The organism is Undibacterium paludis, assembly GCF_022568815.1.
Lineage (GTDB): Bacteria > Pseudomonadota > Gammaproteobacteria > Burkholderiales > Burkholderiaceae_D > Undibacterium.
The window spans coordinates 1-26,447 of record NZ_JAKZHX010000029.1; the positions used below are offsets into that span (position 1 = coordinate 1).

Annotated in this window: 29 protein-coding genes; 19 read left to right on the plus strand and 10 right to left on the minus strand. The window is 50.7% G+C overall.

Annotation, left to right across the window (positions count from 1 at the left end; genetic code table 11):
• Together LZ463_RS28140 and LZ463_RS28145 are read left to right on the plus strand one after the other, a co-directional pair.
• A partial coding sequence (locus tag LZ463_RS28140; RefSeq protein ID WP_347176305.1) for an ExbD/TolR family protein occupies positions 1–196 on the plus strand: 196 nt, incomplete at its 5' end.
• A gap of 170 nt (positions 197–366) precedes the next feature.
• Positions 367–1,620 (plus strand): tetratricopeptide repeat protein, encoded by a 1,254-nt coding sequence (locus LZ463_RS28145; protein ID WP_241459645.1) that lies wholly within the window; start codon positions 367–369, stop codon positions 1,618–1,620.
• 429 nt (positions 1,621–2,049) lie between these two features.
• On the opposite strand, the gene LZ463_RS28150 is transcribed toward LZ463_RS28145, so the two are convergent.
• From LZ463_RS28150 to LZ463_RS28160, 3 genes are read right to left on the minus strand one after another with little or no spacing between them, the layout of a single operon-like run.
• Positions 2,050–3,033, minus strand: a complete 984-nt coding sequence (locus tag LZ463_RS28150) for a GGDEF domain-containing protein (RefSeq protein WP_241459646.1) — start codon at positions 3,031–3,033, stop codon at positions 2,050–2,052.
• A 39-nt stretch (positions 3,034–3,072) separates the two neighbouring features.
• Positions 3,073–3,927, minus strand: a complete 855-nt coding sequence (locus tag LZ463_RS28155) for an HDOD domain-containing protein (protein ID WP_241459647.1) — start codon at positions 3,925–3,927, stop codon at positions 3,073–3,075.
• The gene (locus LZ463_RS28160) at positions 3,924–4,244 is read right to left on the minus strand and encodes a hypothetical protein (protein WP_241459648.1); all 321 of its coding nucleotides are present in this window, start codon (positions 4,242–4,244) and stop codon (positions 3,924–3,926) included. The genes LZ463_RS28155 and LZ463_RS28160 overlap by 4 nt, the downstream gene beginning before the upstream one ends.
• A 287-nt stretch (positions 4,245–4,531) precedes the next feature.
• Here LZ463_RS28160 and LZ463_RS28165 point away from each other — a divergent pair, with 287 nt between their 5' ends.
• Positions 4,532–5,206 carry a DUF1345 domain-containing protein gene (locus LZ463_RS28165; protein WP_241459649.1) on the plus strand — a complete coding sequence of 225 codons (675 nt, stop codon included), beginning with the start codon at positions 4,532–4,534 and terminating at the stop codon, positions 5,204–5,206.
• Here LZ463_RS28165 and LZ463_RS28170 read toward each other — a convergent pair.
• A complete protein-coding gene (locus LZ463_RS28170) occupies positions 5,203–5,634 on the minus strand; it encodes a hypothetical protein (protein WP_241459650.1) in 432 nt (143 codons plus the stop codon). The two genes, LZ463_RS28165 and LZ463_RS28170, sit on opposite strands and share 4 nt — an antisense overlap.
• Before the next feature lie 199 nt (positions 5,635–5,833).
• Here LZ463_RS28170 and LZ463_RS28175 point away from each other — a divergent pair, with 199 nt between their 5' ends.
• Positions 5,834–7,072 (plus strand): nucleoside recognition domain-containing protein, encoded by a 1,239-nt coding sequence (locus LZ463_RS28175; RefSeq protein ID WP_241459669.1) that lies wholly within the window; start codon positions 5,834–5,836, stop codon positions 7,070–7,072.
• 47 nt (positions 7,073–7,119) lie between these two features.
• Here the strand turns inward: LZ463_RS28175 and LZ463_RS28180 are convergent, their stop codons facing one another.
• Together LZ463_RS28180 and LZ463_RS28185 are read right to left on the minus strand one after the other, a co-directional pair.
• On the minus strand, positions 7,120–8,919 hold the full coding sequence (locus LZ463_RS28180) for a M14 family metallopeptidase (RefSeq protein ID WP_241459651.1): 1,800 nt from the start codon (positions 8,917–8,919) through the stop codon (positions 7,120–7,122).
• 23 nt (positions 8,920–8,942) lie between these two features.
• Positions 8,943–10,250: a TRZ/ATZ family hydrolase gene (locus LZ463_RS28185; RefSeq protein WP_241459652.1), complete on the minus strand. Its 1,308-nt coding sequence runs from the start codon at positions 10,248–10,250 to the stop codon at positions 8,943–8,945.
• 175 nt (positions 10,251–10,425) lie between these two features.
• Here LZ463_RS28185 and LZ463_RS28190 point away from each other — a divergent pair, with 175 nt between their 5' ends.
• Together LZ463_RS28190 and maiA are read left to right on the plus strand one after the other, a co-directional pair.
• Entirely contained in the window at positions 10,426–11,121 is a 696-nt protein-coding gene (locus LZ463_RS28190; protein WP_241459653.1) for a fumarylacetoacetate hydrolase family protein, read from the plus strand.
• A gap of 68 nt (positions 11,122–11,189) precedes the next feature.
• Positions 11,190–11,846 (plus strand): maleylacetoacetate isomerase, encoded by a 657-nt coding sequence (maiA, locus tag LZ463_RS28195; RefSeq protein WP_241459670.1) that lies wholly within the window; start codon positions 11,190–11,192, stop codon positions 11,844–11,846.
• 146 nt (positions 11,847–11,992) lie between these two features.
• On the opposite strand, the gene LZ463_RS28200 is transcribed toward maiA, so the two are convergent.
• Positions 11,993–12,574 (minus strand): response regulator, encoded by a 582-nt coding sequence (locus LZ463_RS28200; protein ID WP_241459654.1) that lies wholly within the window; start codon positions 12,572–12,574, stop codon positions 11,993–11,995.
• Positions 12,575–12,921: 347 nt separating this feature from the next.
• Here LZ463_RS28200 and LZ463_RS28205 point away from each other — a divergent pair, with 347 nt between their 5' ends.
• From LZ463_RS28205 to LZ463_RS28245, 9 genes are all read left to right on the plus strand, one after another.
• A complete protein-coding gene (locus LZ463_RS28205) occupies positions 12,922–15,663 on the plus strand; it encodes a PAS domain S-box protein (RefSeq protein ID WP_241459655.1) in 2,742 nt (913 codons plus the stop codon).
• A gap of 218 nt (positions 15,664–15,881) precedes the next feature.
• Positions 15,882–16,454 (plus strand): RNA polymerase sigma factor, encoded by a 573-nt coding sequence (locus LZ463_RS28210; RefSeq protein ID WP_241459656.1) that lies wholly within the window; start codon positions 15,882–15,884, stop codon positions 16,452–16,454.
• Between the two features lie 16 nt (positions 16,455–16,470).
• On the plus strand, positions 16,471–16,830 hold the full coding sequence (locus LZ463_RS28215) for a hypothetical protein (RefSeq protein WP_241459657.1): 360 nt from the start codon (positions 16,471–16,473) through the stop codon (positions 16,828–16,830).
• Entirely contained in the window at positions 16,830–17,129 is a 300-nt protein-coding gene (locus tag LZ463_RS28220) for a 4Fe-4S dicluster domain-containing protein (RefSeq protein WP_241459671.1), read from the plus strand. The genes LZ463_RS28215 and LZ463_RS28220 overlap by 1 nt, the downstream gene beginning before the upstream one ends.
• A 103-nt stretch (positions 17,130–17,232) precedes the next feature.
• Entirely contained in the window at positions 17,233–17,709 is a 477-nt protein-coding gene (locus LZ463_RS28225; protein WP_241459658.1) for a GNAT family N-acetyltransferase, read from the plus strand.
• Between the two features lies 1 nt (position 17,710).
• Complete coding sequence (locus LZ463_RS28230; protein ID WP_241459659.1) at positions 17,711–18,655, plus strand: AraC family transcriptional regulator; 945 nt, start codon at positions 17,711–17,713, stop codon at positions 18,653–18,655.
• Positions 18,656–18,745: 90 nt separating this feature from the next.
• Positions 18,746–19,846, plus strand: coding sequence for an alpha/beta hydrolase family protein (locus LZ463_RS28235; protein ID WP_241459660.1), 1,101 nt, complete (start codon positions 18,746–18,748; stop codon positions 19,844–19,846).
• Positions 19,847–19,887: 41 nt separating this feature from the next.
• Positions 19,888–20,325 (plus strand): hypothetical protein, encoded by a 438-nt coding sequence (locus LZ463_RS28240; RefSeq protein WP_241459661.1) that lies wholly within the window; start codon positions 19,888–19,890, stop codon positions 20,323–20,325.
• A gap of 76 nt (positions 20,326–20,401) precedes the next feature.
• Positions 20,402–21,688: an NRAMP family divalent metal transporter gene (locus LZ463_RS28245; protein WP_241459662.1), complete on the plus strand. Its 1,287-nt coding sequence runs from the start codon at positions 20,402–20,404 to the stop codon at positions 21,686–21,688.
• Between the two features lie 39 nt (positions 21,689–21,727).
• Here the strand turns inward: LZ463_RS28245 and LZ463_RS28250 are convergent, their stop codons facing one another.
• Positions 21,728–21,868: a lmo0937 family membrane protein gene (locus LZ463_RS28250; RefSeq protein WP_241459663.1), complete on the minus strand. Its 141-nt coding sequence runs from the start codon at positions 21,866–21,868 to the stop codon at positions 21,728–21,730.
• A gap of 444 nt (positions 21,869–22,312) precedes the next feature.
• Between LZ463_RS28250 and LZ463_RS29175 the strand changes: the two genes are divergently transcribed.
• From LZ463_RS29175 to LZ463_RS28275, 4 genes are all read left to right on the plus strand, one after another.
• On the plus strand, positions 22,313–23,110 hold the full coding sequence (locus LZ463_RS29175) for a beta/gamma crystallin-related protein (protein ID WP_277624204.1): 798 nt from the start codon (positions 22,313–22,315) through the stop codon (positions 23,108–23,110).
• Between the two features lie 327 nt (positions 23,111–23,437).
• Positions 23,438–23,824 carry a DUF4398 domain-containing protein gene (locus tag LZ463_RS28265; RefSeq protein ID WP_241459664.1) on the plus strand — a complete coding sequence of 129 codons (387 nt, stop codon included), beginning with the start codon at positions 23,438–23,440 and terminating at the stop codon, positions 23,822–23,824.
• 74 nt (positions 23,825–23,898) lie between these two features.
• Entirely contained in the window at positions 23,899–24,807 is a 909-nt protein-coding gene (locus LZ463_RS28270) for an OmpA family protein (protein ID WP_241459665.1), read from the plus strand.
• A gap of 70 nt (positions 24,808–24,877) precedes the next feature.
• On the plus strand, positions 24,878–25,423 hold the full coding sequence (locus LZ463_RS28275) for a BON domain-containing protein (RefSeq protein WP_241459666.1): 546 nt from the start codon (positions 24,878–24,880) through the stop codon (positions 25,421–25,423).
• A gap of 383 nt (positions 25,424–25,806) precedes the next feature.
• Here LZ463_RS28275 and LZ463_RS28280 read toward each other — a convergent pair whose 3' ends face one another.
• Complete coding sequence (locus LZ463_RS28280) at positions 25,807–26,139, minus strand: hypothetical protein (protein WP_241459667.1); 333 nt, start codon at positions 26,137–26,139, stop codon at positions 25,807–25,809.
• Between the two features lie 40 nt (positions 26,140–26,179).
• On the minus strand, positions 26,180–26,332 hold the full coding sequence (locus LZ463_RS28285) for a DUF3309 family protein (protein WP_241459668.1): 153 nt from the start codon (positions 26,330–26,332) through the stop codon (positions 26,180–26,182).
• Positions 26,333–26,447: the final 115 nt, after the last annotated feature.

A 26,447-nucleotide genomic window follows, 5' to 3' on the forward strand; every position in this document is an offset into this window, starting at 1 on the left:
CGAGACGGTCAATCATAGCCAGCTTGAAGCCAAGTTGCAGGCGGCAGCGGCAGGGCCGTCCTCCGCCCAGCCAGAGATCCATCTGCGTCCGGTGGCTGTGGTGCCTTACAAGTCTGTGGCTGCGGTCATGGCTGCTGCCCAGCGTCTGGGTGTCACCAAGATCGGTATGGTCGGGAATGAGCAGTTCTTGAAGTGACGATTAGTTACTTCGATACGATTTCGGCGCAACCATGCTGAGTTCTTAAGGTATGATAGAAAATTGGCAGGGTTAACCCTGCCATTTTTCATATTCATGGGTTGAGCCTTGGGTTTTTCTAAAGCTGCAGTCCCAAAGTTTATTTAATTTATTGATTGAGAGATCAACATATGAAGCAACTTCGCTTGTCTCGTCTTGCTGTATTGATTGCAGCGATTGGCTTTGCGGCCGTTCCGGAATTAACGAATATCGCAGCAAATCAAGCCTATGCCCAGGAATCCATGCGCCCAGAAATTGGCCGTATTGTGCAAGCGGCTGGTGAGCTGTACAAAGCGAAGAAATTCAGGGACGCTTTGTCCAAGATCCATGAAGCAGACAGCGTCAGTGGCAAGACTGTCAATGAGAATTTCACGATAGAACGCATGCGTCTGTCGATTGCTTCAGCTGCCGGTGATAACGATACCGTCATTCGCTCTGCAGAGACTATTGTTTCTGCCAATAAACTGGGTGGTAAAGAGCAGTTGCAGATGATACAGGTGCTTGCAAATGCCTACTTCAAGGCTGGTAATTACGCCAAGGCTGCCCAGTGGTATAACCGTTACTATGCTGATGGCGGTACGGACCCATCCTTGCGTCCGTATATGATACAAGCGATGTCACAAGGTGGTGATAGCGCGCGCGCGATGAAAGAGGTGATGGCAGAGCTGGCCGCGGACGAAAAAGCAGGCCGTACACCAAGCCTGACCAATCTTGAATACTATGCCAATGCCGCATTGAAACAAAAAGACATGGCTGGTTATTCGAGCGCCCTGGAAAAAATGGTGGCCTTCCATGGTAAAAAGGAATACTGGGTCAATTTGTTGAACAATATTGAAAGAAAACCTGGTTATTCTGACCGTCTGAAACTTGACCTGATGCGCCTGAAGCTGGCGCTGGGGCAAATCAACAAGACTGCCGATTACATGGATATGTCTCTGTTTGCCATCCAGGCCGGTTACCCTGCAGAAGCATTGAAGATCATTGATGCTGGCTATAAAGCCGGCTTGCTTGGTGAAGGCAAAGATGCAGACCGTCACAAGCGTTTGCGCGATATGGCTAACAGGACACAGGATGAAGCCAATAAAACCATGGCGGCCAGCGAAGATGAGGCCAAGGCAGCCAAGGATGGTAATGGTCTGGTCAACATCGGTTATGGTTATGTTACGGCAGGCAAGTTCGACAAAGGCATAGGCATGATAGAAGAGGGGATTGGCAAAGACAGTCTCAAGCATGAAGATGATGCCAAGTTGCACCTTGGTGTTGCCTATCTCCAGGCAGGCAAGAAAGCAAATGCGATCAAAGTGCTCAAGACCGTTAAAGGTACGGACGGTACTGCGGACCTGGCTCGGTATTGGATCATTTATGCAAATCAGTCTGGTAAGTAATTTTTCCGGATCGGGTATGTGAAAAGAACAAGGGCGCCGTAGGCGCCCTTGTTCTTTTGCCCTTTCTCACTTGTTTTTTGGCTTCTCCATTGGCCCCGATTGCAAAAAAACAAACCCGACAGGCTGTAGTCGTTGAGGCAGAGGGGCATGCGAAACGATCCGGATGCACAGGTCAACATCATGCGCAGTGACAGCCAAACTTCTCACACTGTTTGGCATGGCAGGGGGAGCAATACTGCCTCGCCTGATCTTAACTTAACTGCTATGGTCGGCCAGTGGACTGTAACACTGAAAAGCAAAGTGTCTGCCATGTGCATCGATCATGGCGGCGTTGCAAATGTTCGCGATAGCGCCGCTGTGCAGCGTTGTGAATCTGGCCTTACCCTGATTCACCAGGTGTTCTCACCCTTGATTCCGCTGCTACAGCCACTAGCTCGCTATCTGATTGCGTCCATTTGCCTTGGCGCGATACAGGGCGGCATCTGCCGTACTGATAAAGTCATTGATGTCTTGCCCTATACTGAGGGTAGCAACACCAAATGAGCCGGTAATATGGGGCAGGGGTTTTTGCCGGTCAATGAAGACCTTGGTTTTTGCCAGTCTGTTACACAGTCGCTGCGCAACGCCTGCAGCGGAGCTGAGTGCGGTACCTGGCAAGATAACCATCATCTCTTCGCCCCCGTAGCGTGCAGCGAAGTCGCTGGGGCGCAAACCGGCGTTGAGCACTTTTGCTGCTGTTTGCAACGCATCATCACCGAGCAAATGACCATGCTCGTCATTGAAGCGCTTGAAGTGGTCTAGGTCGACCATAATGATGGAGAGGGCCGCACCGGTGGCATGGGCATGCTGTATCATGCCAGGCAATTGTGCGTTGAGCCAGGCGCGATTGTGCAGGCCCGTGAGTCCATCCACCATGGACAGCTGACGATAGAATTCCCCGACTTTTTGCCTGTTACGAATCTGTGCATTGGCTGCGCGTATGCGAAACGATAGCAACTGCAGCAAGTTACGGGCTACTCCATTGGATTCATCTATCAGCCGCCACAAAGTCTCTGCTTCTATCAGCAATAGCTCGCTGTCTGTCATCGCAGAAATTGTGGCGGAATGAATTTCTTCATCAAGGACAGATATTTCTCCCACGCATTCGCCAGGCAGGTATTGGGTGATGGTATTTTCTAGCTGGTTGCTTTCTTCGGTGATACGGGTAACGCCCAGCGCCCCTTTTAATACGATGAATAGCCTTGCCCCTGAACTGTTCGCATCCAAAACGATTTGGCCGGTATAAGCTTTGACGACCTGGCTATTTTTGATAATGTCTGCAATCAGTTGTCTATTTTCATCAGTAATGTCGCGAAACAGGTGGATGTCTTCAATACGATAATCAGTGTCCCTGAAAAGCTTTAAGTGTTCCAAAATCGATTTATCCAGATACATGTGCCGAAATTTAAAAAGTCAAAGTACGATCTGATCCAAAGCGTCGAAACGCATTTCGGTTTCGCGGAATATGCTGTAGTAGTCGGCTTCACCAAGCCCTAGCGTATCCCATGCAGCCTGTGACAGCAAGGGGAGCATATCGTTTTCTTCCCTGGACAGATCAAGCGCGTGAACGATTCCATTGGCGACATGTACGACGGACGCCAGGCTGTGCAAGCCTTCCAGTTCGGGGTTGTGGTGTCCGCGAATGGCGTCGCAGACTGCCTCGGCAAAATTCCAGTACGTCGCCAATGCAAGCCCAGCCTCGACATGATCGATATGCATGATGGTGCGTTCGGCTTCGAGAGGCTGGCAATCTGCATTTGCCTGATACAGCAAGACCTGGTTGTAATTCTCTGGATAAATAGTCACCAGCACCAACTTGCCAATGTCATGCAGTAAGCCGGCAGTGAAAGCGAAGTCATGTTTCATGTGTAGCGCCCTCGAAATCATTTCGGCGCAAACAGCAGTGGCAATACTATGTCGCCAGAACGCCTTGAAATTGAATGCCGGGCAATTGGCAGTTGGAAATTTGTTTGATAAAGAAGTCAGACGTATCAGGTTCTTGACATTTTTAACACCCAATAAAGCCGTTGCCTGTTGCAAGGTCACAACCTTGGAGTTGTTGCCGAAGTAAGAGGAATTGGCAAGCCGCAGGATTTTAGCCGTGACGGAATGATCCATGGCAATCTTGTCTGTGACCATGTCCAGACTGCTGTTTTCGTCGTCGAGGTTTTGCAACATTTCGATTGCTACTTCGGGAAGCGTAGGCAAATCCTTGACTTTTTTGATCACGTCTTCCAGGTGTATTTTGAAGCCTGTCGTATCATTCATTTGCTGACACCCTGGCGGTAGTGAAGAACGTAAGATTTCAACAAGTTTGCGGGCTCTGTCTCGCCCGCGTGCCGGAATATGGTTTCTATGCGCGCCAGTTTGTTTCGGAGATCCGCTTCTTCTTCCTGCGCCGAGATTTCTGTGTCTTCTATCGAGAGTTGATGGATATCATGTTGGGCGATGGCTTGCAGCATGCGTTCCGTCAGCGTGACACCGGCGGGTAGCAAGACATGACCAACCTTGTCCAGCAAATCTTCTGCCAGAACTGTGCCGACAGTAACTTTGGACAGCGGCAGGTAACGGTAACGTTTGTGCATGACACTTGCCTCAATGAATGAATACACAAGAAAGGCTGCAAGCTGACAAAAAGAAACTTGGTTTCTGCAATTTTCAGTTTAATAAAAAATTACCTGATTGAAAGACATTTTTTACGCATTGCTATTGTATAAATAGGTAGTCTGGCGCAGGTAGGTCGGCAGCTTTATAAATATGTTCACGCTGCTTGAAGTATTGTTATGATTTTAATGTAAAAATCGGAATAATAGTTTTTTGCTTGTGTGCCTTGGTTGTATCATCCCCGATTGAGTACAGGCCTTCACTTTTTATGTCAGATCACAAGACAGGATTTCCTATCAAGCACTTCATACGTCGTCGCCCACGCTTGCTGATAACCTTGGGATTGGGGAGTTTGGCAGCCGTTCTGTTGCCGCGCGATGTCCCTGTGATTACACGTGCATTGTGTGGCTGGAATGTCGGTGTGTGGATTTATTTGCTGCTGATGGGCTGGTTGATGGCAAGGGCAGACAGGCATACTGTCAGGGAGATGGCGCAGCAGGAAGATGAAAGCGCTATTGCCGTCCTGGTCTTGCTATCCCTGTCGGCCAGCATCAGCTTGCTGGCAATTATCCATGAACTGTCAGGCATGGCAGGCGCCAGCGGTGAAGTCCGGGTAACGAAATACCTGTTTGCGATCAGTACGGTGCTCGGCTCATGGCTGCTGCTCGGTGTGATTTTCTGCTTTCACTATGCGCTGCTTTTTTATAACTCACCAGAAGACAAACGTGCCTTGCATTTTCCCGATGATGAAGGCATGCCTGATTTTTGGGATTTTCTGTATTTCTCCTTCACCATTGCCGTGGCCGCGCAGACTTCGGATGTGTCGGTGATGAACCGGCAGACGCGCAAGACGGTACTTGCGCAATCTGTACTCAGTTTCTTTTTCAATGTGGCAATACTCGGTTTTTCCATCAACATTGCTGCAAGCCTGGTTGGAAATTAAGGCCTCCAGTAGTGGTGATGGTGGTGTTCACGCCTTTCTTCACGCCATTCCTGTCGTGCGATATGACTGTCACGCCATGGGCGTCCCCAGGTTTGCTCTACATAGACATGCTCGACATAGGGGCGCGGTGAGCGTAATACGATGGGCACTCCGCCATAGCGCAAATCAACATTGAGGAAATAGGGCAGGCTGGTACTTGTTTCCCAACCGCGGCCATTGGCCCAATACCATGCACCAAAGTCTGGTGAGTAATAAATCTGCTGTGCCGGATAATAAATGTAGTTGTAGTTCCTGACTACTTCATAGGGAGCAGGATAAGGTGCTGGCCTATGCCATCTGCCATCATAATCATGCGCCAGTACAGTGCTGCTTGCCGCAAACAAGATGGCAGCCGACAATGCACATTTGAAAAATTGACTGGTTTTCATGCCTTTACTCCCTGTGTCTCAATGAGCATATAACGCAAAGCTAAGCAAGAAGGACGACAGTTTTTTTAAAATTCCGACGAAAAACTGCAACAGGATGTTTCAGGCATGTCAGTCACTTATGGGTATGAGCGAAATTTTCATACTACGGCATCAGCTTTTCATGATAAAAAGCCAGCACACTTACCCCACATCTCAAAACATGCTACTCAACTACATCTGGACAGGTTTTTTCTTGATAGGCTTTGTTGCCGCCCTTGGGCAATGGCTGATTTTTGGGGATGTGGAAGTATTCAAGCGTATCGTGGATGGCACTTTTGACTCTGCACGCACGGGTGTCATGGACATCGCCTTGCCATTGGCTGGCGTGATGACACTCTGGCTTGGCATCATGAATATCGGGGAAAAGGCTGGCGCCATCGACTTTATTGCCAAACTGATCGCACCGTTTTTTGCACGCATATTTCCGGGTGTCCCAAAAAACCATCCGGCCAATGGCCATATGGTGATGAATTTCTCGGCCAACTTGCTGGGGCTTGATAATGCGGCTACCCCGTTTGGTTTGAAGGCCATGGAAAGCCTGCAAAGCCTGAATCCGGACAAGGAGGAAGCCAGTGACGCACAAATCATGTTCCTGGTGTTGCACACGTCCGGTTTGACGCTGATACCGCTGGCCATTATGGCGCAGCGCGCAGTGCTGGGGGCGAAGGACCCTTCCGATATTTTCATCCCATGCATGATCGCCACCTATGTCGCTACTCTGGTTGGTCTGGTTGCTGTTGCCATCCGGCAGCGCATCAATCTGTTTGACAGGGTGGTCATTGCCTGGCTGGGTGGCCTTAGCAGCTTTATCATCGGCTTGATCTGGTACTTGAGTCAGCGCATGACGCGTGCAGAAATAGAAGTGTTTTCCAAACTCAGTAGCAATCTTTTGTTATTGGCGATTATCGTCAGCTTCATTCTTGGCGCCATGCGTAAAAAAGTGAATGTGTATGAAGCTTTTATTGAAGGTGCAAAAGGTGGTATACAGACTTCATTGACGATCATCCCTTATCTGGTCGGCATGCTGGTCGCCATCAGCGTTTTGCGCAATTCCGGAGTGCTTGGCCTTGTCGTGTCTGCCTTTAACTGGCTATTCACCTTATTTGGTTTTAATACGGATTTCACGCCGGCTTTACCGACTGCACTGATGAGGCCCTTAAGTGGTAGCGGTTCGCGAGCGATGATGATCGATGTGATGAAAACTTATGGCGTTGACTCGTTTCTCGGTCGTCTCGCCTGTCTTTTCCAGGGCTCTGCTGATACAACCTTTTATATCGTCGCTCTCTATTTTGGTTCGGTTGGCATACGCAAGACCCGCTATGCGATTTCCATGGGCTTGCTGGCCGATTTTGCCGGTGTGATTGCGGCTATTTTTGTCGCCTACCTGTTCTTCCATTGAATTTTCTTGCGGCATGTATTGTCGATTGTACATGCCGCATACAGGACTCACTGATTTGGTACTGAATCTACACGCAATACAGGATAGACTTGATAACGCTTATCCCAGGAAGAATGGCGTTGAGCAAAAAAATCGAGACGGGCAAAAGGGTTTTTTGCGAATTCAGGTTCTTCCGCCAGTTTCCTTTCAAAGGCTGCCTTCAGTTGCGGGGCACTGGCTAGCTGCTGACGTGCCACATCCTCAGCGACATAGGCTTCCATATACTCTTTTCTCTCGAAGGCATTATTGAACCAGCCCCAGTTAACCAGTGCATCTGGCGCCTGCGGCTCAAACAGGCCGGCAACCAGGCGAGACCTGATTTGTGCAATGGGTACAAACAAAGCTCCTTTACGGACAGCCTGTGTCTTGCTCTCCCATTGCCCCAGTAATTTCAGGGCCTGATGACCTTCGAAAGACTGTGGTTGGAAGCTGGCCTGGCTGGTGACGAATTGCTCACCGTTGAGCTGATCCATATCAGCCTTGATGATGCGATAAATGATGCCATGCTGTTGCAATTTCTCGGCAACTGCCTTGCTGTAGGCGACAGGTATGACATAACCGCCCTTGGGTAAGGTAATCGTGGTATCCGGCAGAATTTCGTCGCGTAGTTTGACATTCCAGATTTGCGGTTTGCTCTCATCATAGCGTGTCATCAGCGCGCCAGAGATATCGGACATGGTGCGTGTATAAGCGTAGCCACGGAAGGCAATATCCCTGGTCTTGTCGCTGGCTTTGTAGGTCACAGGCAAGGGCTGCCCGGCCAGCTGGCTGGCGCGCCGGTCAGCTGCCAAAGCGGTGTCCAGCCATTGCCCACCATGTTGCGCCACCTGGTCGAGGACAGACAAAATCGTGTTATGCGTAATACGCACACGGGTAGGGTAGTCTTTCCAGGAATGTGTTTCTACCAGCATGCCAAAACGATTGCGCAAAGGCAGGTAGCCATTCGAAAAACGCGGTGGAGCCACACCGTCGACGAAGCCTGACATGGGGTCGTCTTCATGGGCAAACGACATATAAAAAGGTAGTGGCAAAGAACCTTGCCTGGCCAGGTCCGCGATTACGTTGTCACGTAACAATTGGCCGGCCTTGCGCAAATCGGTGTCGCCAGTATTGACGGGCTCTACCTGTATAGAAATATCATGTTCGAACTTGGCGCCATCTGTCACATGCAGGTCGATCACGGCCAGCGGGTCCCAGGTGTTGAAGAGCTTCAGCATCGCCTGCATTTCCGGACTGTCGGCTTTGACATAGTCGCGGTTCAGGTTGTAATTCTGTGCAGTGGTACGCCATCCCATTTCTTCCGGGCCGCGCTGATTAGGGCGGTTCCAGGCTGCAAAGCGCTCATGTCCGTCGATGTTGAAGACCGGTACAAACAAGAGCACCTGCTTGTCCAGAGAATGTGCTGCTGCCTTGTTTTCCAGCATCTCTCGCAGTGCCAGGAAGCCAGCATCCTTGCCATCAATTTCACCGGCATGGATGCCACCCTGTATCAGCGTGACGGGCAAGTGTTTCTTCGCTACCGCTGCTGGTGTGAATGCGTCGCTGCGTGTAGCCAGCAGAGCCAGCATGGGGCGACCTTCTGGTGTGCGGCCAAATTCCAGACAGTGAACCTCTTTGGGATAGGTATGTTGAAAAGCCTTGCACAGTTTCTCCACTTCTTCGTAGCGACCGGTTTTCTGGAAGCCTGATCGCTCGGCAACCGTGGTGAGTGAAGTGGAAGACGCTGCCTGTACAGGGGCTGTGCAAAGGAGCAGGCCGGTCAGGCCGGCACAGACAGAATTCTTGAGTAGAGGAGCTAGGTATTTCATCGTCAAAAATTAAAATAGGTTAATCAGGCTGCCGCGATGCGTTGTTGCCACCAGACGGCTTTTTCTTTAAGCTGAGCCTCATCCTGGTTGAGTAACTGGCGATCAGCCATCAGGCAGCGGCCATTGACCCATACATGGCTGATTTGCTCGCGACCGGCGGCATAGACAATTTGCGATACCGGGTCAAACAAGGGCAGGGTTTCCAGTGCAGACAAATCGATGGCGATGATGTCGGCCAGCTTACCGGCCACCAGGCTGCCAATCTGCTTGTCCAGGCCTAGCGCCCTGGCGCCTGCCAGCGTTGCCATTTCCAGGGCATTGCCAGCGTTGAGTGCTGTTGGATTACTTGAAACAGCTTTGGCCAGCAAGGCGGCCATGCGCAGATCGCCGAGCAGATCAAGCTTGTTATTGCTCGCTGCGCCATCAGTACCTATGCCGACATTGACACCGGCAGCCTGCATGGCATGAACGGGGGCAAAGCCGGAAGCCAGTTTAAGGTTGCTGGCCGGGTTGTGGGCAATGTGCACGCCCTGTTGCGCCAGCAAGCTGATTTCTTCTTCATTTGCATGCACCATATGGGCAGCAATCAGGCGCGGTGACAGCACGCCCAGTTGATGCAGGCGCTGCAAGGGGCGCATGCCATGGTCACGGATGCTGTCATTCACTTCATCCATGGTTTCATGAATGTGGCAATGTATGCCCATGTCATGTTTATCCGCCAGGGCTATGATTTTCTTGAAGGTGTCGTCAGATACGGTATAGGGCGCATGCGGTGCCAGCCTGAACTCTACACCGACTTGCCCCTGGAACGCCTGCTGTGCCGCCATCGCCTTGTCGAGGTAGGCGCTGGCATCTGCTGCATAACCGGTAGGGAATTCCAGTATGCTGCAACCGACAACGGTGCGCATGCCGGTATGCAGACCGGCGCGAGCGACGGCTTCATGATGAAAATACATGTCATTGATGGTCGTGATGCCACCGCGCAGCATTTCTGCCATCGCATAGACGCTGCCATCGAAGACAAACTCTTCTGATACGTGCTGTTTTTCTGCCGGCCAGATATGATTGTGCAGCCAGTCCATCAGACTCAGGTCATCTGCCAGGCCGCGCAGCAGGCTCATGGCTGAGTGGCCGTGCAAGTTGATCATGCCCGGCATGAGCGCATGTTCGCTCAGTTCAAGATGTAGTGCATCCGGGTAATGCTGGCGGGCGTCTGCGCTGCTGAGTATGGCGAGAATTTTTTCATCCTGCATGACCAGGGCATGACCTGTGAGGACGGTGGCGCGCGGCTCTATTGGAATCAGGTATTTGGGGTGTAGGCAGGTTTTCATTGTTGTTCTCCGCAATTGAACTGGCATTATAACCAGTGTTGAATTGTTGAGCTTTAGCCATGTCATGACAGCGGTATGACAGGGTGTATTTGAAAATGCCATAATAGCGGTAGCAGATGTGCCCGGGCTTCTTCCAGTGCATTTGATTGGCAAACCAGGATTTTCAGGAGTTGATATGGACTTTCTCTTCCCCCCGCAAGCGCAAGCTGCCGTGCCCATCGCTGGCGGTACAGCTTTTTTCCCTGTTCACAGAATCTATTGCGTAGGCCGTAATTATGTTGAGCACGCCAAAGAAATGGGCTGGACAGGCAGGGAGCCGCCATTCTTTTTCATGAAGCCTGCTGATGCTGTCTTGCCCGTTGCGGCAGGGACCGTGGGTGAAATGCCTTATCCGCCCATGACAGACAATCTGCATCACGAAGTGGAACTGGTCGTGGCTATCGGTCAGGGCGGCAAGAACATCCGTGTCGAAGATGCACTCAGCCATATCTGGGGCTATGCAGTCGGTCTGGATATGACACGTCGCGATTTGCAGGCAGAAGCCAAGGATCAGGGGCGGCCATGGTGTACCGCCAAAGGATTTGATTTTTCTGCGCCGATAGGCCAGATCCATCGTGCCGATACTGTGCTGTCGATACAGCAAGCGCCTATCCGTCTGGACGTCAATACGCAGACCCGACAGAACAGTGATATCAGCAAGCTGATCTGGAGCCTGGCTGAAATCATTGCCTGCCTGTCGGAACTGTACACTTTACAACCAGGTGATCTGATTTTTACCGGCACGCCTGCAGGTGTCGCAGCCGTACAGCGTGGCGACTTACTGGAAGCGAGCATCACCGGCCTCAGTGATTTGAAGCTAAGGATAGTCTGAGATCAGGGGCAGCCTGATTTGTTGCCGTCATGGTGACGGTATGCAATGCACAATAAATGAAGGTATCTATGAAACTCTATGGTTATTTCCGCAGTTCGGCTTCTTATCGTGTCCGGATTGCGCTCAATCTCAAAGGCCTGGCGTATGAGCAGGCTGCCGTGCACCTGCTGAAAAATGGTGGCGAGCAATTTGCAGCAGCCTATCGCGCCCTGAATCCGGATGCGCTGGTACCGGCCTTCCAGGATGAGCATGATGGCGAGACCATCACGCTGACGCAATCCATGGCGATTATCGAATACCTGGAAGAAGTGTACCCGGAGTCTGGCCTTTTGCCTGTTGATCCGGTTGATCGCGCCCATGTGCGTGCATTGGCCTTGGCCATTGCCTGTGAAATTCACCCCGTAAACAATTTGCGGGTGCTGAAGTATCTGAGCGCGACTCTGCAAGTCAGCGATGAACAAAAGAATGCCTGGTACCGGCACTGGTGTGAAACCGGTCTGGCCGTTCTGGAACAAAAACTGGCAGCGGATAAACGAACAGGGCGCTTCTGTTTTGGTGATGCACCAGGTTTTGCAGACTGCTTTTTAGTGCCGCAAATTGCCAATGCCCAGCGCTTCAATTGTGATCTGACAGCGATGCCAGTACTCATGCGTATCAATCAGGCTTGCATCGAACATCCTGCTTTCATCAAAGCGGCGCCGGCAAATCAGCCGGACGCTGAATGAATGCCAGATCAACGGTGTCTGGTAACACTGGTTAGCAGACGTTGACCGGTATATTTCACGGTGCTCAGGTAAAAAAGACAAAAAAAGGGGCCAGATTCTGGCCCCGTCTCACTTTTTGCTTTCCCCCTGTCGGGGATGACAATACCTCAATTAGGCAGTTCAGGTGTTTCGTGTGTCATTGACAAGGTGTCGTTCAATACCGAGATCAGCAGCGAACGTGTCAATTTCGATTTTGTCGTATAGCCGTCAATTGCCAGCTCTTCGCTGACTTGCTGTTCAGGGGCATAGCCGGGCTGACCGGTGCGCAGGACAATGCGCAGATTGTTCAGGGCCATCTCATTACGTATGATATTGACCAGTTTCAGGCCAGCATCCACGGTCTCCATGACCACGTCGAGTAAAACCAGGGCAATATCAGGATGCTCTGCAATGACGGTACGCGCTTCTTTGGCAGAATAGGCATGCATGAACTCCAGAGGGCGGCCATGGATTTTTACACCGTTGAGTGCCAGTATCGTTGTGTCATGAACATTACTGTCGTCGTCGGCAATCAGGATTTTCCAGGGATGGAGTTCAATCTTGGGTTGCAGAGCTTCTTGATCTTCTTCGATAAAGTCAATGATGTCGTCATCCTGGTTTGTACCCAGTACGCCGTCAGTGGCAGTGTCGTTATCCAAATAAGTATAAAACCCTGATTTCAGGCTCAGTGATCTTTCATTTTTTGCCATAATTCCGCATGCCAAGGTGGCGATATGAAGATCTTTTTGTAACAAGCCGGGTGTTCTACTGTGTTGACTCTTCATCAGTGCGCTCCCTGTTGCTTGAATTAGTTACTTCCACTTGAATCTTATGTGAAGCCGCCATCATAATCAAGACCAAAGAATTGGAAAATGTTAAATAATGATTATTGCAACAACGCATCGAATCGAATCTTGATATTAGTCGTCAACTGATCTTACCTTCAGTGCTAATATTTGAAGCGATAGACCAGTCTGGTGGTCTTTTTACTGCAAATGCGCTGAATTCACGAGATCGAAAATCAGCAGTTCTGCATTGGGTAACTGGGTTATTGTCCATGCCTTTCACTCACTTTCAAGCAATAGCCAGCACACCTGTAGCTGCTGCATTTGTGATTATGCTGGTGTTGGCTTATGTCCAGCATCTGCAAGTACAGACACGGGCGATGCGCTGTTGGGCCTGGGCATATGCTGGCCTGTTTGTTTGCTATCTCTTCAATCTTCCACGTGATATTGCCAGCCCCGGAGCCAATGTGCTGACGGATGTTTTTTTGCTTGTCTATATATGTTTCATGTGGGCTGGGGCCAGGATATTTCATGGCGTGACGGTGTATGTGATGCCTGTCATGCTGATGTTTGCCACGTTGGTCTTATGGTTGTTAATGGCATCGCTGTCGGGCCTGGATCTGCTCTGGAGCGCACTCCCCATCCATGTCATTGCCGCAGGTGTACTGGTGGCTTCTGCCCTGACGTTTTGGCGCGCACGCGATAACAAGAATGCGCTTGCCTACGGTTTTTTGGGCGGGCTGGTCTTCTTGAAGGGAATTCATGTCCTGATTCAGCCATTATTGGTCTCTTCGTCAACAGCACTGTTTCCCGATCTGCAGATCGCGACCATACTGGATTTTGCGACCGGCATGCTGCTTCTGGTCGCTGGTCTGTTGCGGCAACAGGCGGACGCCTATGCCATCAGTCAGAACCTGAAGCAGGGAATGGAGGAGCGAAAACATCTGGAACGCTTGTCAAAAGAACGCGAAACCCTGTTTGAAAAAGTATTCCAGATGGTCCCGGATGTCCTTGCTATCTGCCGTGAAAAAGATGGCCGGTATCTCGAAGTCAATCGTCACTGGGAAACCATCACTGGCTATAGCAGGGATGAAACTCTTGGACGCTATTCACTGGAGCTCAATCTGTGGATGGACGCGAGCCAGCGCGCGACCATGCTGAACATACTGAGGAGCGAAGGTGAGGTCAATAATTTTGAAACCATCTACCGTCACAAGCAAGGGCATCCCTATCACGTGCTGATTTCAGGAACCCGTTTTGACGCCGGTGGCGAGCCCTATATCGCGTATGCTCTGCAAGATGTCACAGCATTGAGGAAAGTGGAGAAATTGCAGGAAAAAGTGGAGCGCGAATTACAGAATCGCGAAAAATTGCTGGCGACGGTATTTCAACTGGTGCCAGATACCCTGACGATCACCAGGATGGCGACCGGCGAATACATTGATGTCAACCGCAATTGGGAGCCCCTGTCAGGCTATTCGCGTGAATATGTGCTTGGCCGTACTTCCGGCGATTTGAATTTATGGGCTGATCCGGCACAGCGTGATGAATTGATCTCCTGCATCAAGCGTGATGGCGAAGTCAGGAACATGCAGATAGCGTTTCGCCACAAGTTCGGCTATATCACGCATTGCCGTGTATCAGGCTCCAAGTTCGAGACTGACAATGAAACCTATTTGCTTTTATCTTCCCGCAATATTGACCAGGAAATCAGTGCAGAAGCAGCCCGTGTGAAAGTGGAATCCCTGCTGCGCGAGAACGAGCAAAAATATTCGACACTGTTTCAGCTGTCACCTATTCCCTTGGGGTTGGTCGATGCAAGCACAGATTACATCATTGAAGTCAATGATGTCTGGCTCAAGGAGTTCAGTTATCAAAGAGAGGATGTGCTTGGACGTACAACAAAGGAAATGGGATTTTTGACCGATCTGGCAGAGCGCGAAAAATTCAATTCCGTCATGAGCAGGGACAAAAAAATCGATCAGCTGGAGCTGCGCATGACAGACCATGCAGGAGGGGAAATGATTTTTCTCTTGTCTGCCCGTCTGATCAATATGCTCGATAAATCCATGTGCATATTTTCATTGCTGAACGTGACGCGGCAAGTGCAGATAGAGCAAGAGATTCGCGAAATGACGACGCAACTGGAGGAACGGGTCAGATTGCGTACCCTGAACCTGCAACAGGCTAATAGTGAACTGGCAGCGGCAATGGATTCCTTGAAGCATACGCAGGACGAACTGGTACGGTCTGAAAAAATGGCCGCGCTTGGTTCCCTGGTGGCGGGCGTGGCGCACGAGCTCAATACACCAATAGGCAATAGCGTGACCGTTGCCAGCACATTGCAGGACAAGACCAATGAATTGCTGCGCGATGTCAAGGCCGGCATCTTGAAACGTTCTGCACTTGACCGGTACCTTGAAAATGCTGCCACAGGAACTGCCTTGCTGATGCGTACATTGGGAATGGCGCGTGAGCTGATACGGAGCTTCAAACAGGTTGCCGTCGATCAGTCCAGCAGTCACAGGCGTCAATTCGATTTGCAGCTGGCTTTGGAAGAATTGATCATCACCCTGACACCTATGTATAAGAAAACACCGTATGCCCTGGTAACAGAACTGGCGCCTGGCATCAATATGGACAGTTACCCCGGGCCATTGGGGCAGATCATTACCAATTTCATGACTAATGCGCTAAGCCATGCGTTTGAGCATTGTGAATCTGGTGAAATGCGCCTGAGCACCAGGCTGCTGGAAGACGATAAAGTGCAGATCGTGTTTGCTGATAATGGTGCGGGCATGTCGGAGCAGGTGCAAAAAAGAGTGTTTGATCCCTTTTTTACCACCAAGCTCGGGCAGGGTGGATCGGGTTTGGGTATGAATATAGCCTATAACCTCGTGACTGGCGTGCTCGGTGGCGAAATACGATTACAGAGCAAACTTGGCGAGGGAACGAGTTTTTATCTGACCATACCCCTGGTGGCACCACAGTTGCGCAATGAAACTGACAGGTAAGTAAAGCACAGGGACCCTGCCGTCATTCCTGCCTGCTGCCACATGCTGATGAGGTTCGCTTGTTTGGTGCAGGGTCACTTATTGTCAGGCATGCACAGGCAGCGTTAGTTGAATGATAATTAAGCAATAGTGAGCCTCCTGCTGCAAGTTCCCATCCGGTCTGTAGATATTTTTAATCCACTCTACAATAAACGCCGTGTCAGCACGTCTACACAGACATGGAAAGCACATTTAAACCAATTGAGCTGATGGCCGAGCAAGATAATCACATCACGGAAACCGTCAAACGTGAACGTGCCCGACTGGGCAGTTTCATACGCAAGCGTGTCGCTGATGCCAGCGAGGCTGAAGACATCCTGCAAGATGTGTTGTATGAATTGGTTGAGGCTTACCGTTTGCCGGAACCGATAGAGCAGGTCGGTGCCTGGCTGTTCAGGGTGGCGCGCAATCGCATCATAGACCGTTTTCGGAAAAAGAAAGAACTGGCTTTGCCTGATCTGGCGGATGGCGATGAAGAAGAAGCCTGGCTGGATAAAGCCTTGCCATCGGCCGATGCCGGACCGGAAGCTGCCTATGCACGCAATGTGTTGCTGGCCGAGTTATATGAAGCCTTGGAAGAGTTACCAGAAGAGCAGCGTGATGCATTTGTCGGTCATGAAATCGAGGGTCGCAGTTTTAAAGAGATGTCGGCAGAAACGGGTCTGGGTGTGAATACCCTGCTGGCGCGCAAGCGATATGCAGTCTTGCACTTGCGCACCCGTTTGCAGGATTTACTGGAAGAATTTAATTGAATCAGGAGAAGCAAGCATGTTTTCACGATTAAGATTTGCAAAGTTTTTTGTATTGATCATCGTTGGTGTCAGCGCCTTGAGCTGGGTGGTCATGATGTTGTGGAATTGGCTCATGCCGGCGTTGTTTGTCGGTGCCCGCAGCATAGACTTCTTGCAGGCGCTTGGCTTGCTGGCGTTGAGCAAAATCCTGTTTGGCGGCATGCACGGTGGACGACACAGACACGGGCATGGGCATCATCATTGGCGGCATGAACGCTGGGAAAAATTATCGGAGGAAGAGCGCGAAAAATTCCGCCGTGGCATGTTTGGCCACAGACGGCACTGCAGCGATGCCCGCCGGTCTGATCAGGTCGACGGCGGAAAGGACGGGCAATGATTCAGGATAAATCAATCGCTTGCAAACAGGAGCCAGGAGTAATCATTCCAGTTGTGAACTTCAGCAGATGCGAAGGCAAGGCTGATTGTGTACCGGTGTGCCCTGAAAATGTATTCGAGATGCGTCGTATTGCTGACGTCGATTACAAAAGCCTGGGTTTGCTGGCGCAAATCAAGCAAAGAGTGCATGGCATGCGGGTGGCTTATACACCGAATGCAGATGCCTGTCGCTCCTGTGGCTTGTGTGTGACAGCCTGTCCTGAAAAGGCGATTACCCTGAGGCGAAAAAACGCAGGCTGATTCCAACTCCAACCGGGAACAGCGGATTGTTTTAGAATAACCATTTTACACAGGCAATCAGAGGCAAGCTCACGCCTGGATTGTTGAAATGGAGCCTGATGATATGTTGATTCGTCTTGCACAAGCCAGCGAGCTTGATGCTTTGGTACAAATGCGTATGCGCTTGTTCGGTGACCTGGTGGACTTCAATCAGGGTAAGGGGGCGAACGAGCAATTGCTGGCAGCCACCCGCGATTATTATGCGCGTGCATTCGACAATCATGAATGCAAGACCTGGGTTGCAGAAGCAGACGGGAAAATTGTAGCGACAGGTTCGCTCGTGGTATTTGTGCGTCCGCCTTATCCTGGCAATACTTCGGGTAAGGATGCTTACCTGCTCAATATGTACACCATGGCGGAGTATCGCAAGCAGGGCCTGGCCAGAAAGATTTTGCAGCAGGCAATGCAATATGCGCGTGAGCAGGGGTATGGCAAAGTCTGGCTGCAAGCAACTGATGATGGTCAACCCCTGTATGCATCGGCTGGTTTTGCATCGACCAGTGATTATATGGAATGGGAAGTTTCGCAGTCAGGAGCCTGAGTTGGTCAATCCGGATAGCAATCCGCAGACGGGCTATCAGGCCCGCATGCACAGGGTGCTGGAATACATAGATCGACATCTTGATCAGCCACTTGATCTGGAAGTGCTGGCAGGGGTTGCGCATTTTTCCTCCTATCACTTCCATCGTCTGTTTGCTGCCTGGATGGGGGAACGCCTGGGCGACTACGTGCGCAGACGCCGCCTGGAAGTGGCGGCATTCCGCCTGTTTGCACAGGCCAGTACACCTGTGCTTGAGATTGCCCTGTCGGTAGGATTTGGTTCAGCCGAAGCCTTTACCAGGGCTTTCAAGGACCGTTTTGCCTATACACCCGCGGCCTGGCGTGCTTACCAGATAGGCTTGCATCAAACCAATAGCAAGAATAATCAAGCGCTTAGCAAGAATGATCAATTGCAATCCTACGCATCCTTTCATAATGGAATCTCTTCCAAATTGAAACGGGTTGCTGTTATGGATGTCAAGCTCATTAGCCGAGACACAGTTACTGTGGCTTATCTTCGCCACATCGGGCCCTATGGTGCGCCGGTTGGTCAGTTTTGGGCAGAAACGGTTGCGCCCTGGATGGCAACACATAATCTGTTTGCCAGAGCGCGCTATGGCATCAGTCATGATGATCCCAGTATCACTGATCCTGTACTGTGCCGCTATGATGCTGCTGTTGAAATGGCGCCGGGATCGGCAATCCCGGGCAATGCGCTGCTGACCAGCATACCCGGTGGGCAGTATGCGAGTCTGTACTTCAAGGGGGTGAATGCTGAAGTGGGCGATGCCTGGAATGCCATGCTGCGTGACTGGCTACCGGCCAGTGGCTTCCAGCTTGATGCCCGGCCCTGCTTTGAGTATTACTCGCCGGATTCTTGCTTCGATACTGAAACGGGCGTGTTTGATTGCCAGATATGTATCCCGGTCATTCCCTTCCAAGCCTGATCTTTCTCGAATTTTCTTATTAATTGCTTCGAGGTATGTGTTTTCACATATCAAGGACTTCTTACGTCCGCTTTTTACAGGAACATATTCATGCTTACATTTATCCGTCATTTGTTCTCCAGCCTGGCATTGATTGCCAGCGCCAGTCAGTTGACCATGGCAGTTGAAACCCCATTACGGCCTTACCCTGTAGGTTTGCAGATGAAGCAATATGAAGATGCCAGTCGCCTGGACTGGAGTGGCAGCAAAAACAGGCCTCTGGCGACGGCCATCTGGTATCCGGCCAGTGCTGGCACGGTGGAGAAAGACTGGGATGTCGCCATTTTCAAGGCAGGGAAAAATGCCATCGGAGCCGCACCGGCCAGTACTGGCGGTAAATTTCCGCTGATCCTGATTTCGCATGGTACCGGCGGCTCTGCTGCTTCCATGGCCTGGCTGGCAGAGAGATTGGCTGCCAATGGTTATATCGTTGCGGCAGTCAATCACCATGGCAATACAGCCTATGAAGAAAGCACGCGCCTGGAAGGTTTTGTGGTCTGGTGGGACCGGCCAAGAGACTTGTCCGTGTTGATAGACAAGCTGCTGGCGGACCCGACATGGGGGAATAAGATCGATGCGAACCGAATTGCGGTAGCCGGCTTTTCTATTGGCGGATACACTGCTTTGGCCAGCGTCGGTGGCAAGATCAGTTATGCACAATGGGAAGAGTTTTGCGGTAAATATGCATCCAACCCCAATTGCAAACTACCGCCCGAGGCCAGGTTCAGTGATGACGATTTGCACAAGCTGTTGAAAGAAAATCAGCGCGTCAAGGATGCCATTGCCGTCTCAGGGGTGTCGTACAGCGACGCGAGAATTAAGGCGGCTTATGCCATCGCACCGGTTGCCGGCAGGGTGGTGACCAAGGACAGCATGGCCGCCATCCAACTGCCGGTGCGCGTGGTCGTCGGTGCGGCGGATGATCAGGCCATACCTGAATTCAATGCCCAGATTTATGCGGCGAATATACCTGGCGCCACTTTACAAGTTTTGCCAGGTGTCACACACTATACATTTTTAGCCAGTTGCAATCTCAGGGGTAAGTTGGTTGCCCGTCAGTTCTGCGCTGATCCTGAGGGCGTGGATCGTGAACTTACGCACCAGCAGGTGGCCACCGATGCTGTGAAGTTCTTTAATAGTGTCCTGCATTGAATAAACTGAAAACTCTTGGCTGCCCCATACCTTGATAGTGAATGACGACAAAATACCATTTCAGTTTTACAGATCACTGGTATAGTGCACCGCTGGCTTACTGGGTACATGTGTCAGTACCCGGCGAGTCGGGAGCTTATAAGCCGGCAGCACCTGCCCGGATACCACATAAGGGTTATGTGGTTTTGCACATAGAATTCGAAAAGCATGAACTGGTTTTTAGCTCACCGGCACAACTTGAGCACTTCATTGCTATCCTTGCTGCCAAACCTTTGCCCAGCAGCCGCTATCTGTCTGCACGACGTGGCGAGCGTGTCGGCCCCAATGCTCATTGGCTCAGTCGCTTGCCAGCCAGGCTCAAATCACCGCGGAAGCGGGAGAAACTGGTACAGGCCATGCGGGACGTGTGGAGCAGGGTAGTTTGTGCGGAGGACATCCAGCAGTTCGCATGGCGAGAGCAAATAGAACTTCGCGATTGATCTTGCTGTATGTTGGGCGATGTGACATATTGATCGTGCAAAAAGTTACATCTTGAAACAACCAGCCGGGGGTCGTTTGAATCATTCGCAAAAGCCGGACAAAACGACGCCAGAGGATGGGCAATCATGGCTCAAGAAACTGGGGCCAGGGCTGATTACTGGTGCTGCCGATGACGATCCAAGCGGTATCGCCACCTACTCACAAGCCGGTGCTCAGTTTGGTTTCAATATGCTGTGGACGGTTTTATTTACCTATCCCCTGATGGTAGGTATACAGGTCGTCAGTGCCAAGATCGGCTGCATCAGTGGTCATGGCCTGGCGACCAATATTCGTCGCCATTTTCCAGCCTGGTTGCTTTATGTTGTCGTTGGGCTCCTGTTGATCGCCAATACCATCAATATTGCAGCAGATGTTTCTGCCATGGGGGAGGCGCTGAAATTGATTATTGGTGGGCAGGCTCACTATTATGCGCTTGGATTTGGTCTGTTCTCGCTCGTGCTGGAAGTATTTGTCCCCTACCGACGTTATGTACGGATACTGAAATGGCTGACGCTTGCTTTACTTGCTTATGTAGCGACTGTTTTTGTTGTGCGTATTCCCTGGGCGCAAGTTGCCGTCAGTACCCTTATGCCGCAATTATCATGGAATCGTGACTACGTGACCACTGTGGTAGCGGTCTTTGGTACTACGATCAGTCCGTATCTGTTTTTCTGGCAGGCTTCGCAGGAAGTCGAAGAGCAACTGGCAAATCCCAGGGCCAAACCCCTGATCTGTGCGCCGCAGTTGATGGCTAAAAACCTTCAACGTATCAACATCGATACTTATGTCGGGATGGGTATTTCCAACCTGGTGGCTTTCTTCATTATCCTGACTACAGCAGTGACGCTTAATCTGCACGGCATCACTGATATCCAGTCATCAGCTCAGGCCGCCCAGGCATTGCGACCCATTGCCGGCGAGTTTGCTTTCATGTTGTTCAGTGCAGGCATCATAGGCACAGGTTTATTGGCAATACCGGTTTTGGCAGGCTCCTCTGCGTATGCCTTGGCCGGGGCATTCAAATGGAAGAGCAGTCTTGAACGCACTCCCATGCATGCCAAGCGCTTCTATGGTGTCATCGTCATATCCACACTCATCGGCATAGCTTTGGGATTTACAGAAATCGACCCGATCAAAGCACTGTACTGGAGTGCCGTCATCAATGGCGTGATTTCAGTGCCTATCATGGCAGTGATGATGCTGATGGCAGTCAATCCCCAGATCATGGGAGAGTACGTTATCAGTAAAAGATTGAAGCTAATGGGCTGGCTGGCTACATTGATAATGTTGCTTGTGGTCGTCGCTATGTTGGTAGCAAATTGAGCCAAGGCTTTTCATGCGTACAAAAGTGGTTGCACCTGTCTAGCGCCCGTTGATGACGCGAACCAGGAACATGACGATAGCAACAACCAGCAAAATGTGAATGAAGCCACCTATCGTATAGGAAGTGACCAGGCCGAGTAGCCAGAGAACAAGTAAGATGACGGCTAGTGTATACAGCATTTTTCTCTCCTTGCTGTGAATGTGTTTCAAGATTGTTTCTGACGCAGATAGTTTTTTTATCGTTTCCACCTGATGGCGGCGTCATGAGGAGTGTCTGTCGGCATTTTTCATGAAAACAGTGTTCAGGTGACAGGGCTACGAATGAAGGATAGCCAGTTTCCCGGAAAAAGAATGTGCGTTCCCGAACGCAACGACATTTATTTTCGGTCTATGAGACGAAATTGATGCAAACGGGAGCAGGCCGAATGTCATCCAGATGTCTGACATCGTCGTGCTTTATGTGCGGGAATGCGCAGAAGTACATGGAAATTCAGACGATATTGACTAAACTGGTTGCAAGGCGTGGGGGAAATATCCATACCAGTCAGGCCCTTTAATTCATTGACTTAAGCGGGTTGGGTTCTTATTCACGTTACCCTCTGATCAAATTCTCTGGAGAAAAAAATGCAAATCAAACTGATAGGTGGATTAGCGAGCCTGCTTTTACTCAGTCAGGCCAATGCACAAATTACTTTCTACGAAGGTGAAGGTTTTCGTGGCCGTACCTTTTATGTCAGTGAAGTACAGGACAATTTCAGGAATAACGGCTACAACGACCTGGCTTCTTCAGTGATAGTGACGAGTGGTCGCTGGGAAGTGTGTGATGACGCCTATTTTGGCGGTCGTTGCATGGTGCTGCGCCCGGGCAGTTATGACACTCTAGAAAGAATGGGGATGAACAAGCGGATATCTTCAGTCCGTCCTTTGGGGGATAACAGGCGTTACGAAAATGAGTCGCCAGCCCCATTGAGTGCACCCAACTATGAATATCGCCGTCGTCCCGGCGAGGGCATGTACGAGGCGCAAGTTACTTCTGTGCGTGAGGTGGTCGGGCCGCCGAGTGAGCGTTGCTGGATAGAGCGCCAGCAAGTGAATCAGGGGCGAAGCGAGCCTAACGTAGGAGGCGCCGTTGCTGGTGCCTTGCTGGGCGGCATACTGGGCCATCAGGTTGGTGGCGGTACTGGCAGGGACCTGGCAACAGTTGGAGGTGCAGTTGCCGGAGGTGCAATTGGCGCCAACGTGGGTCGCAATGATGGTAACCCGGTTGAGCGTGACGTGCGCCGCTGCAAGACAACAACCAGCACGACGCCCGCCTACTGGGATGTGACTTATATCTATCGCGGCATTGAGCATCGTGTACAAATGAGTTACCCGCCTGGTGCAACGATAGCCGTTAACCGCAGCGGTGAACCTAGGCAATAAGTTTTTGTTCAAGCCCGTTAACCGGGTCAAGCTGAAAGCCCATGAACTGACAGGTTCATGGGCTTTTTTCATTCATGTCAAAAACTGCAAGCAATGGCACGTTTGGCGGCCCGACTTCATTGCGGCAGTTCTTGTATAGCTTGCCATCAGTTTCTTTTTTTCCGTAGACATTCAATTTTCCCTGATTTTGCCGGGAAGGAGATTGCCTGACAGGGAGCCCGCAGAAATGTGGGGCATCGTACAGACCTTTGATTTGACTGGGTTTATAAAAGAAGCAACAAGTCCTGAAGCCTGAAAATTGCATCAAGAACCTTAATGGAGGAAGTGATGAATAAAAAATTAAAAATCAGCATCTGCGGCGCTTCTGCAATTGCCATGAGTATGTTGCTGGGGTGCGGCAGCATGAAGGCCCCGGCAACGGCTGAGGTGGCCGTATCCAAATCGGCAGTTGAGAGTGCGGCTGGCGAAGGTGCAAGCGAATTTGCACCGGTAGAGATGAATTCCGCACGTGAAAAGCTGGCTTTGGCCAACAAAGCCATGGATGCCAGGGACTATAAACTGGCCGCTGATCTGGCGACCCAGGCGCAGGCAGATGCCAGACTGGCACAGGCAAAAGCCAAATCCGTCAAGGCGCAAAAAGCTGCGGATGCCTTGCAAGAAGATATCCGTGTTCTGAGGGAAGAATTGCAACGCACCAACAGACAGACACAGTAGCAAACAAAGCATAAGGATTAAAGATTTTATTCATGACTTGTTAAATCGTTTCGTCAAAATTTTAAGGAAGCATCATGAAGAAAATATTTCTACCTGCGACCCTGCTCATCATCTTGATCTTTTCAGCCTGTAGCAGTGCGCCAAAAACGACAAGCTTGCTGGATCAGACCCGCATGGAATATCAAACTGCACAGAATAACCCTAACGTCATCAACCTGGCACCGCTCGAAATGCGCCAGGCGGGCGTTGCCATGGATGATGCCAACAATGCTGCGAGAAACAATGAAAGCAACGAGAAGATCGACCGTCTTGCCTACGTGGCGAAGCAAAAAATAGCTGTGGCGCAGGAAATGAGCAAGCAAAAAATGGCAGAAACCAGTATTGCTGACGCAGCAAAAGCGCGCGATCAAATCCGGCTAGACCAGCGTACAAATGAAGCAGAAAAAGCCAGGATACAGGCGGAGCAGGCCAAACTGGCAGCGCAAATAGCGCAGGCAGAGGCGCTTGATGCACAGAAACGAGCACAGGAAGAACAAGCGAAAAGTCTTGAAGCGCAAAACCGCAACGCCATGCTTGAAGCACAACTCGCCGAACTGAAAGCCAAGACCACTGAGCGCGGGATTGTGATCACTTTGGGTGACGTACTGTTTGGTATAGACCAGGCGAAACTGAATCCGACAGGTATGCGAACTGTACAAAAACTGGCGGATATATTGCAAAACAATATGCAAAGAACAGTGCTTGTCGAGGGGCACACCGATAATACCGGTTCCAGGTCACATAACCAGGATTTGTCTGAACGACGCGCCAGTGCCGTGCGTAGCGCACTGATGCTGATGGGGGTAGGGCGTGATCGCATTGCCGTGCGCGGGTATGGTGATATGTACCCGGCTATCGACAACAATACGGCACAAAACCGGCAGTTAAATCGCCGTGTTGAGATCATTCTGTCCGATGCTGACGGCAAGATCATACAACGCTGATTTCTCTATCTCCAAAATGCCTGAAGTGAAAGGAAACATGATGAAATACTGCCTCCAGTCCAGATATGCTTTGTCAATATTGATTGCAAGCCTGTCGCTAAGCCTGACTGCCTGCAATCAATCTGCCGAAACAAGCGCACCGAGCGCAGCCACGACCATAGGCATGGTAATTGATGATTCTGTTATTACCGCCAAGCTTAAGGCTGCTATCGTGTCGGATGACACGATCAAAGGCATGGACATCAAGATAGATACCCGCAAAGGTGAGGTATTGCTGAGTGGGTTTGCTGACAGCCAGGCACAGATTGACCGTTGCACGGCCGTCGCCATGACGATACCAGGCGTGACGAAAGTCGACAACAAATTGAGTTTGAAGGCCAGCACGCAGACCATTGGCAACAAAGTCGACGATAGTGTCCTTACCGCATCGGTAAAAACCGCCATGCTTGAAGACGCCATCGTAAAGAGCACGGACGTGTCCGTCGTTACTCGCAAAGGGGAAGTGCAGTTGAGCGGGTTTGTCGATAATGAGAAACAATCGATACGCGCTACTGAAATTGCCAAGGGCGTGCCCGGCGTAAAGACGGTGATCAACAATTTCAAGATCAAAAGATGAATTTCAGTTTTTTGACATTCGGCCATGGATAGCTTGATGTGGAAATCCCATCAGTCAGGCAATGATTTTTATCTCACTTGACGATGGCTGATTCATGAAGAGAAATCGCAATAAATCTGCGATTGCCCTTTTTTATTGATGGCATAAGAATCGTCATGGAAAACACGGACTCATCCCTTTGGCAGCCAGTGTGCCAGTCTAGCAGGGTGCCCTCACGTCTTTCATTTTCACTTTTACAGTCACAGCTTCACTAGCCTTTTACGTCGGCAATGCATGGGATACGGACAATCCGGCAAGGTCCGGGAAGGTAAGAACTGCCAAGTAAAACCGTCCAAGTAGAGCCGCCTTACCCCCGGATTGTCGATACAGGTACGGGAAGACTTTTATTTTTCCCTCATGCCAGATTTTCTGTATGCCGCAGTCATGTCCTGTTGCAATGTGTTTCTGGCTTCGCGCAGACAGGCCTGGACCTGTGTTCTGGGTTCGCGCCGGCAAGCACGGGATGACTCTTGGTAGACGGCTTGGGCCTCTGTTTTTAGGGTTTTGAAATATGCCATCGGTGTCGTTTCTTCTTGATACCAGCGCGCAGGATCACTTTGGCGGGTGACGGCCTGGTTTGATTCTGCCGATTGCGCATAACTTGTCATCATCGCCCCGTTGATCAATGCGATGCAAGTCAATGCACGTATCATCATTGGTTTTGCTATGGTTTTCATGTTTGCTCCGTAACGTGTTGGGTTAATGGGATTGTCGGGTTTACAGCCATCCGGTCAGTAGCATTACAATGAGAGCTATGACGATCAGGCTGGTGAGGGTACTGGGACCATAGCCCCAGGACCGGCTATATGGCCAGACGGGAAAGAGGCCGACCAGTATCAGAATCAAAATAACGAGAAGAATGGTGCTCATGGCGTGCTCCATTCGAGAATGATGATTAATCGATCATGAATGAACGGGTGACAGAGTAAAAACTTAAACGCAATCTTGTGTACTCCCTCAAATCCATCGACAGATGGTAATCACC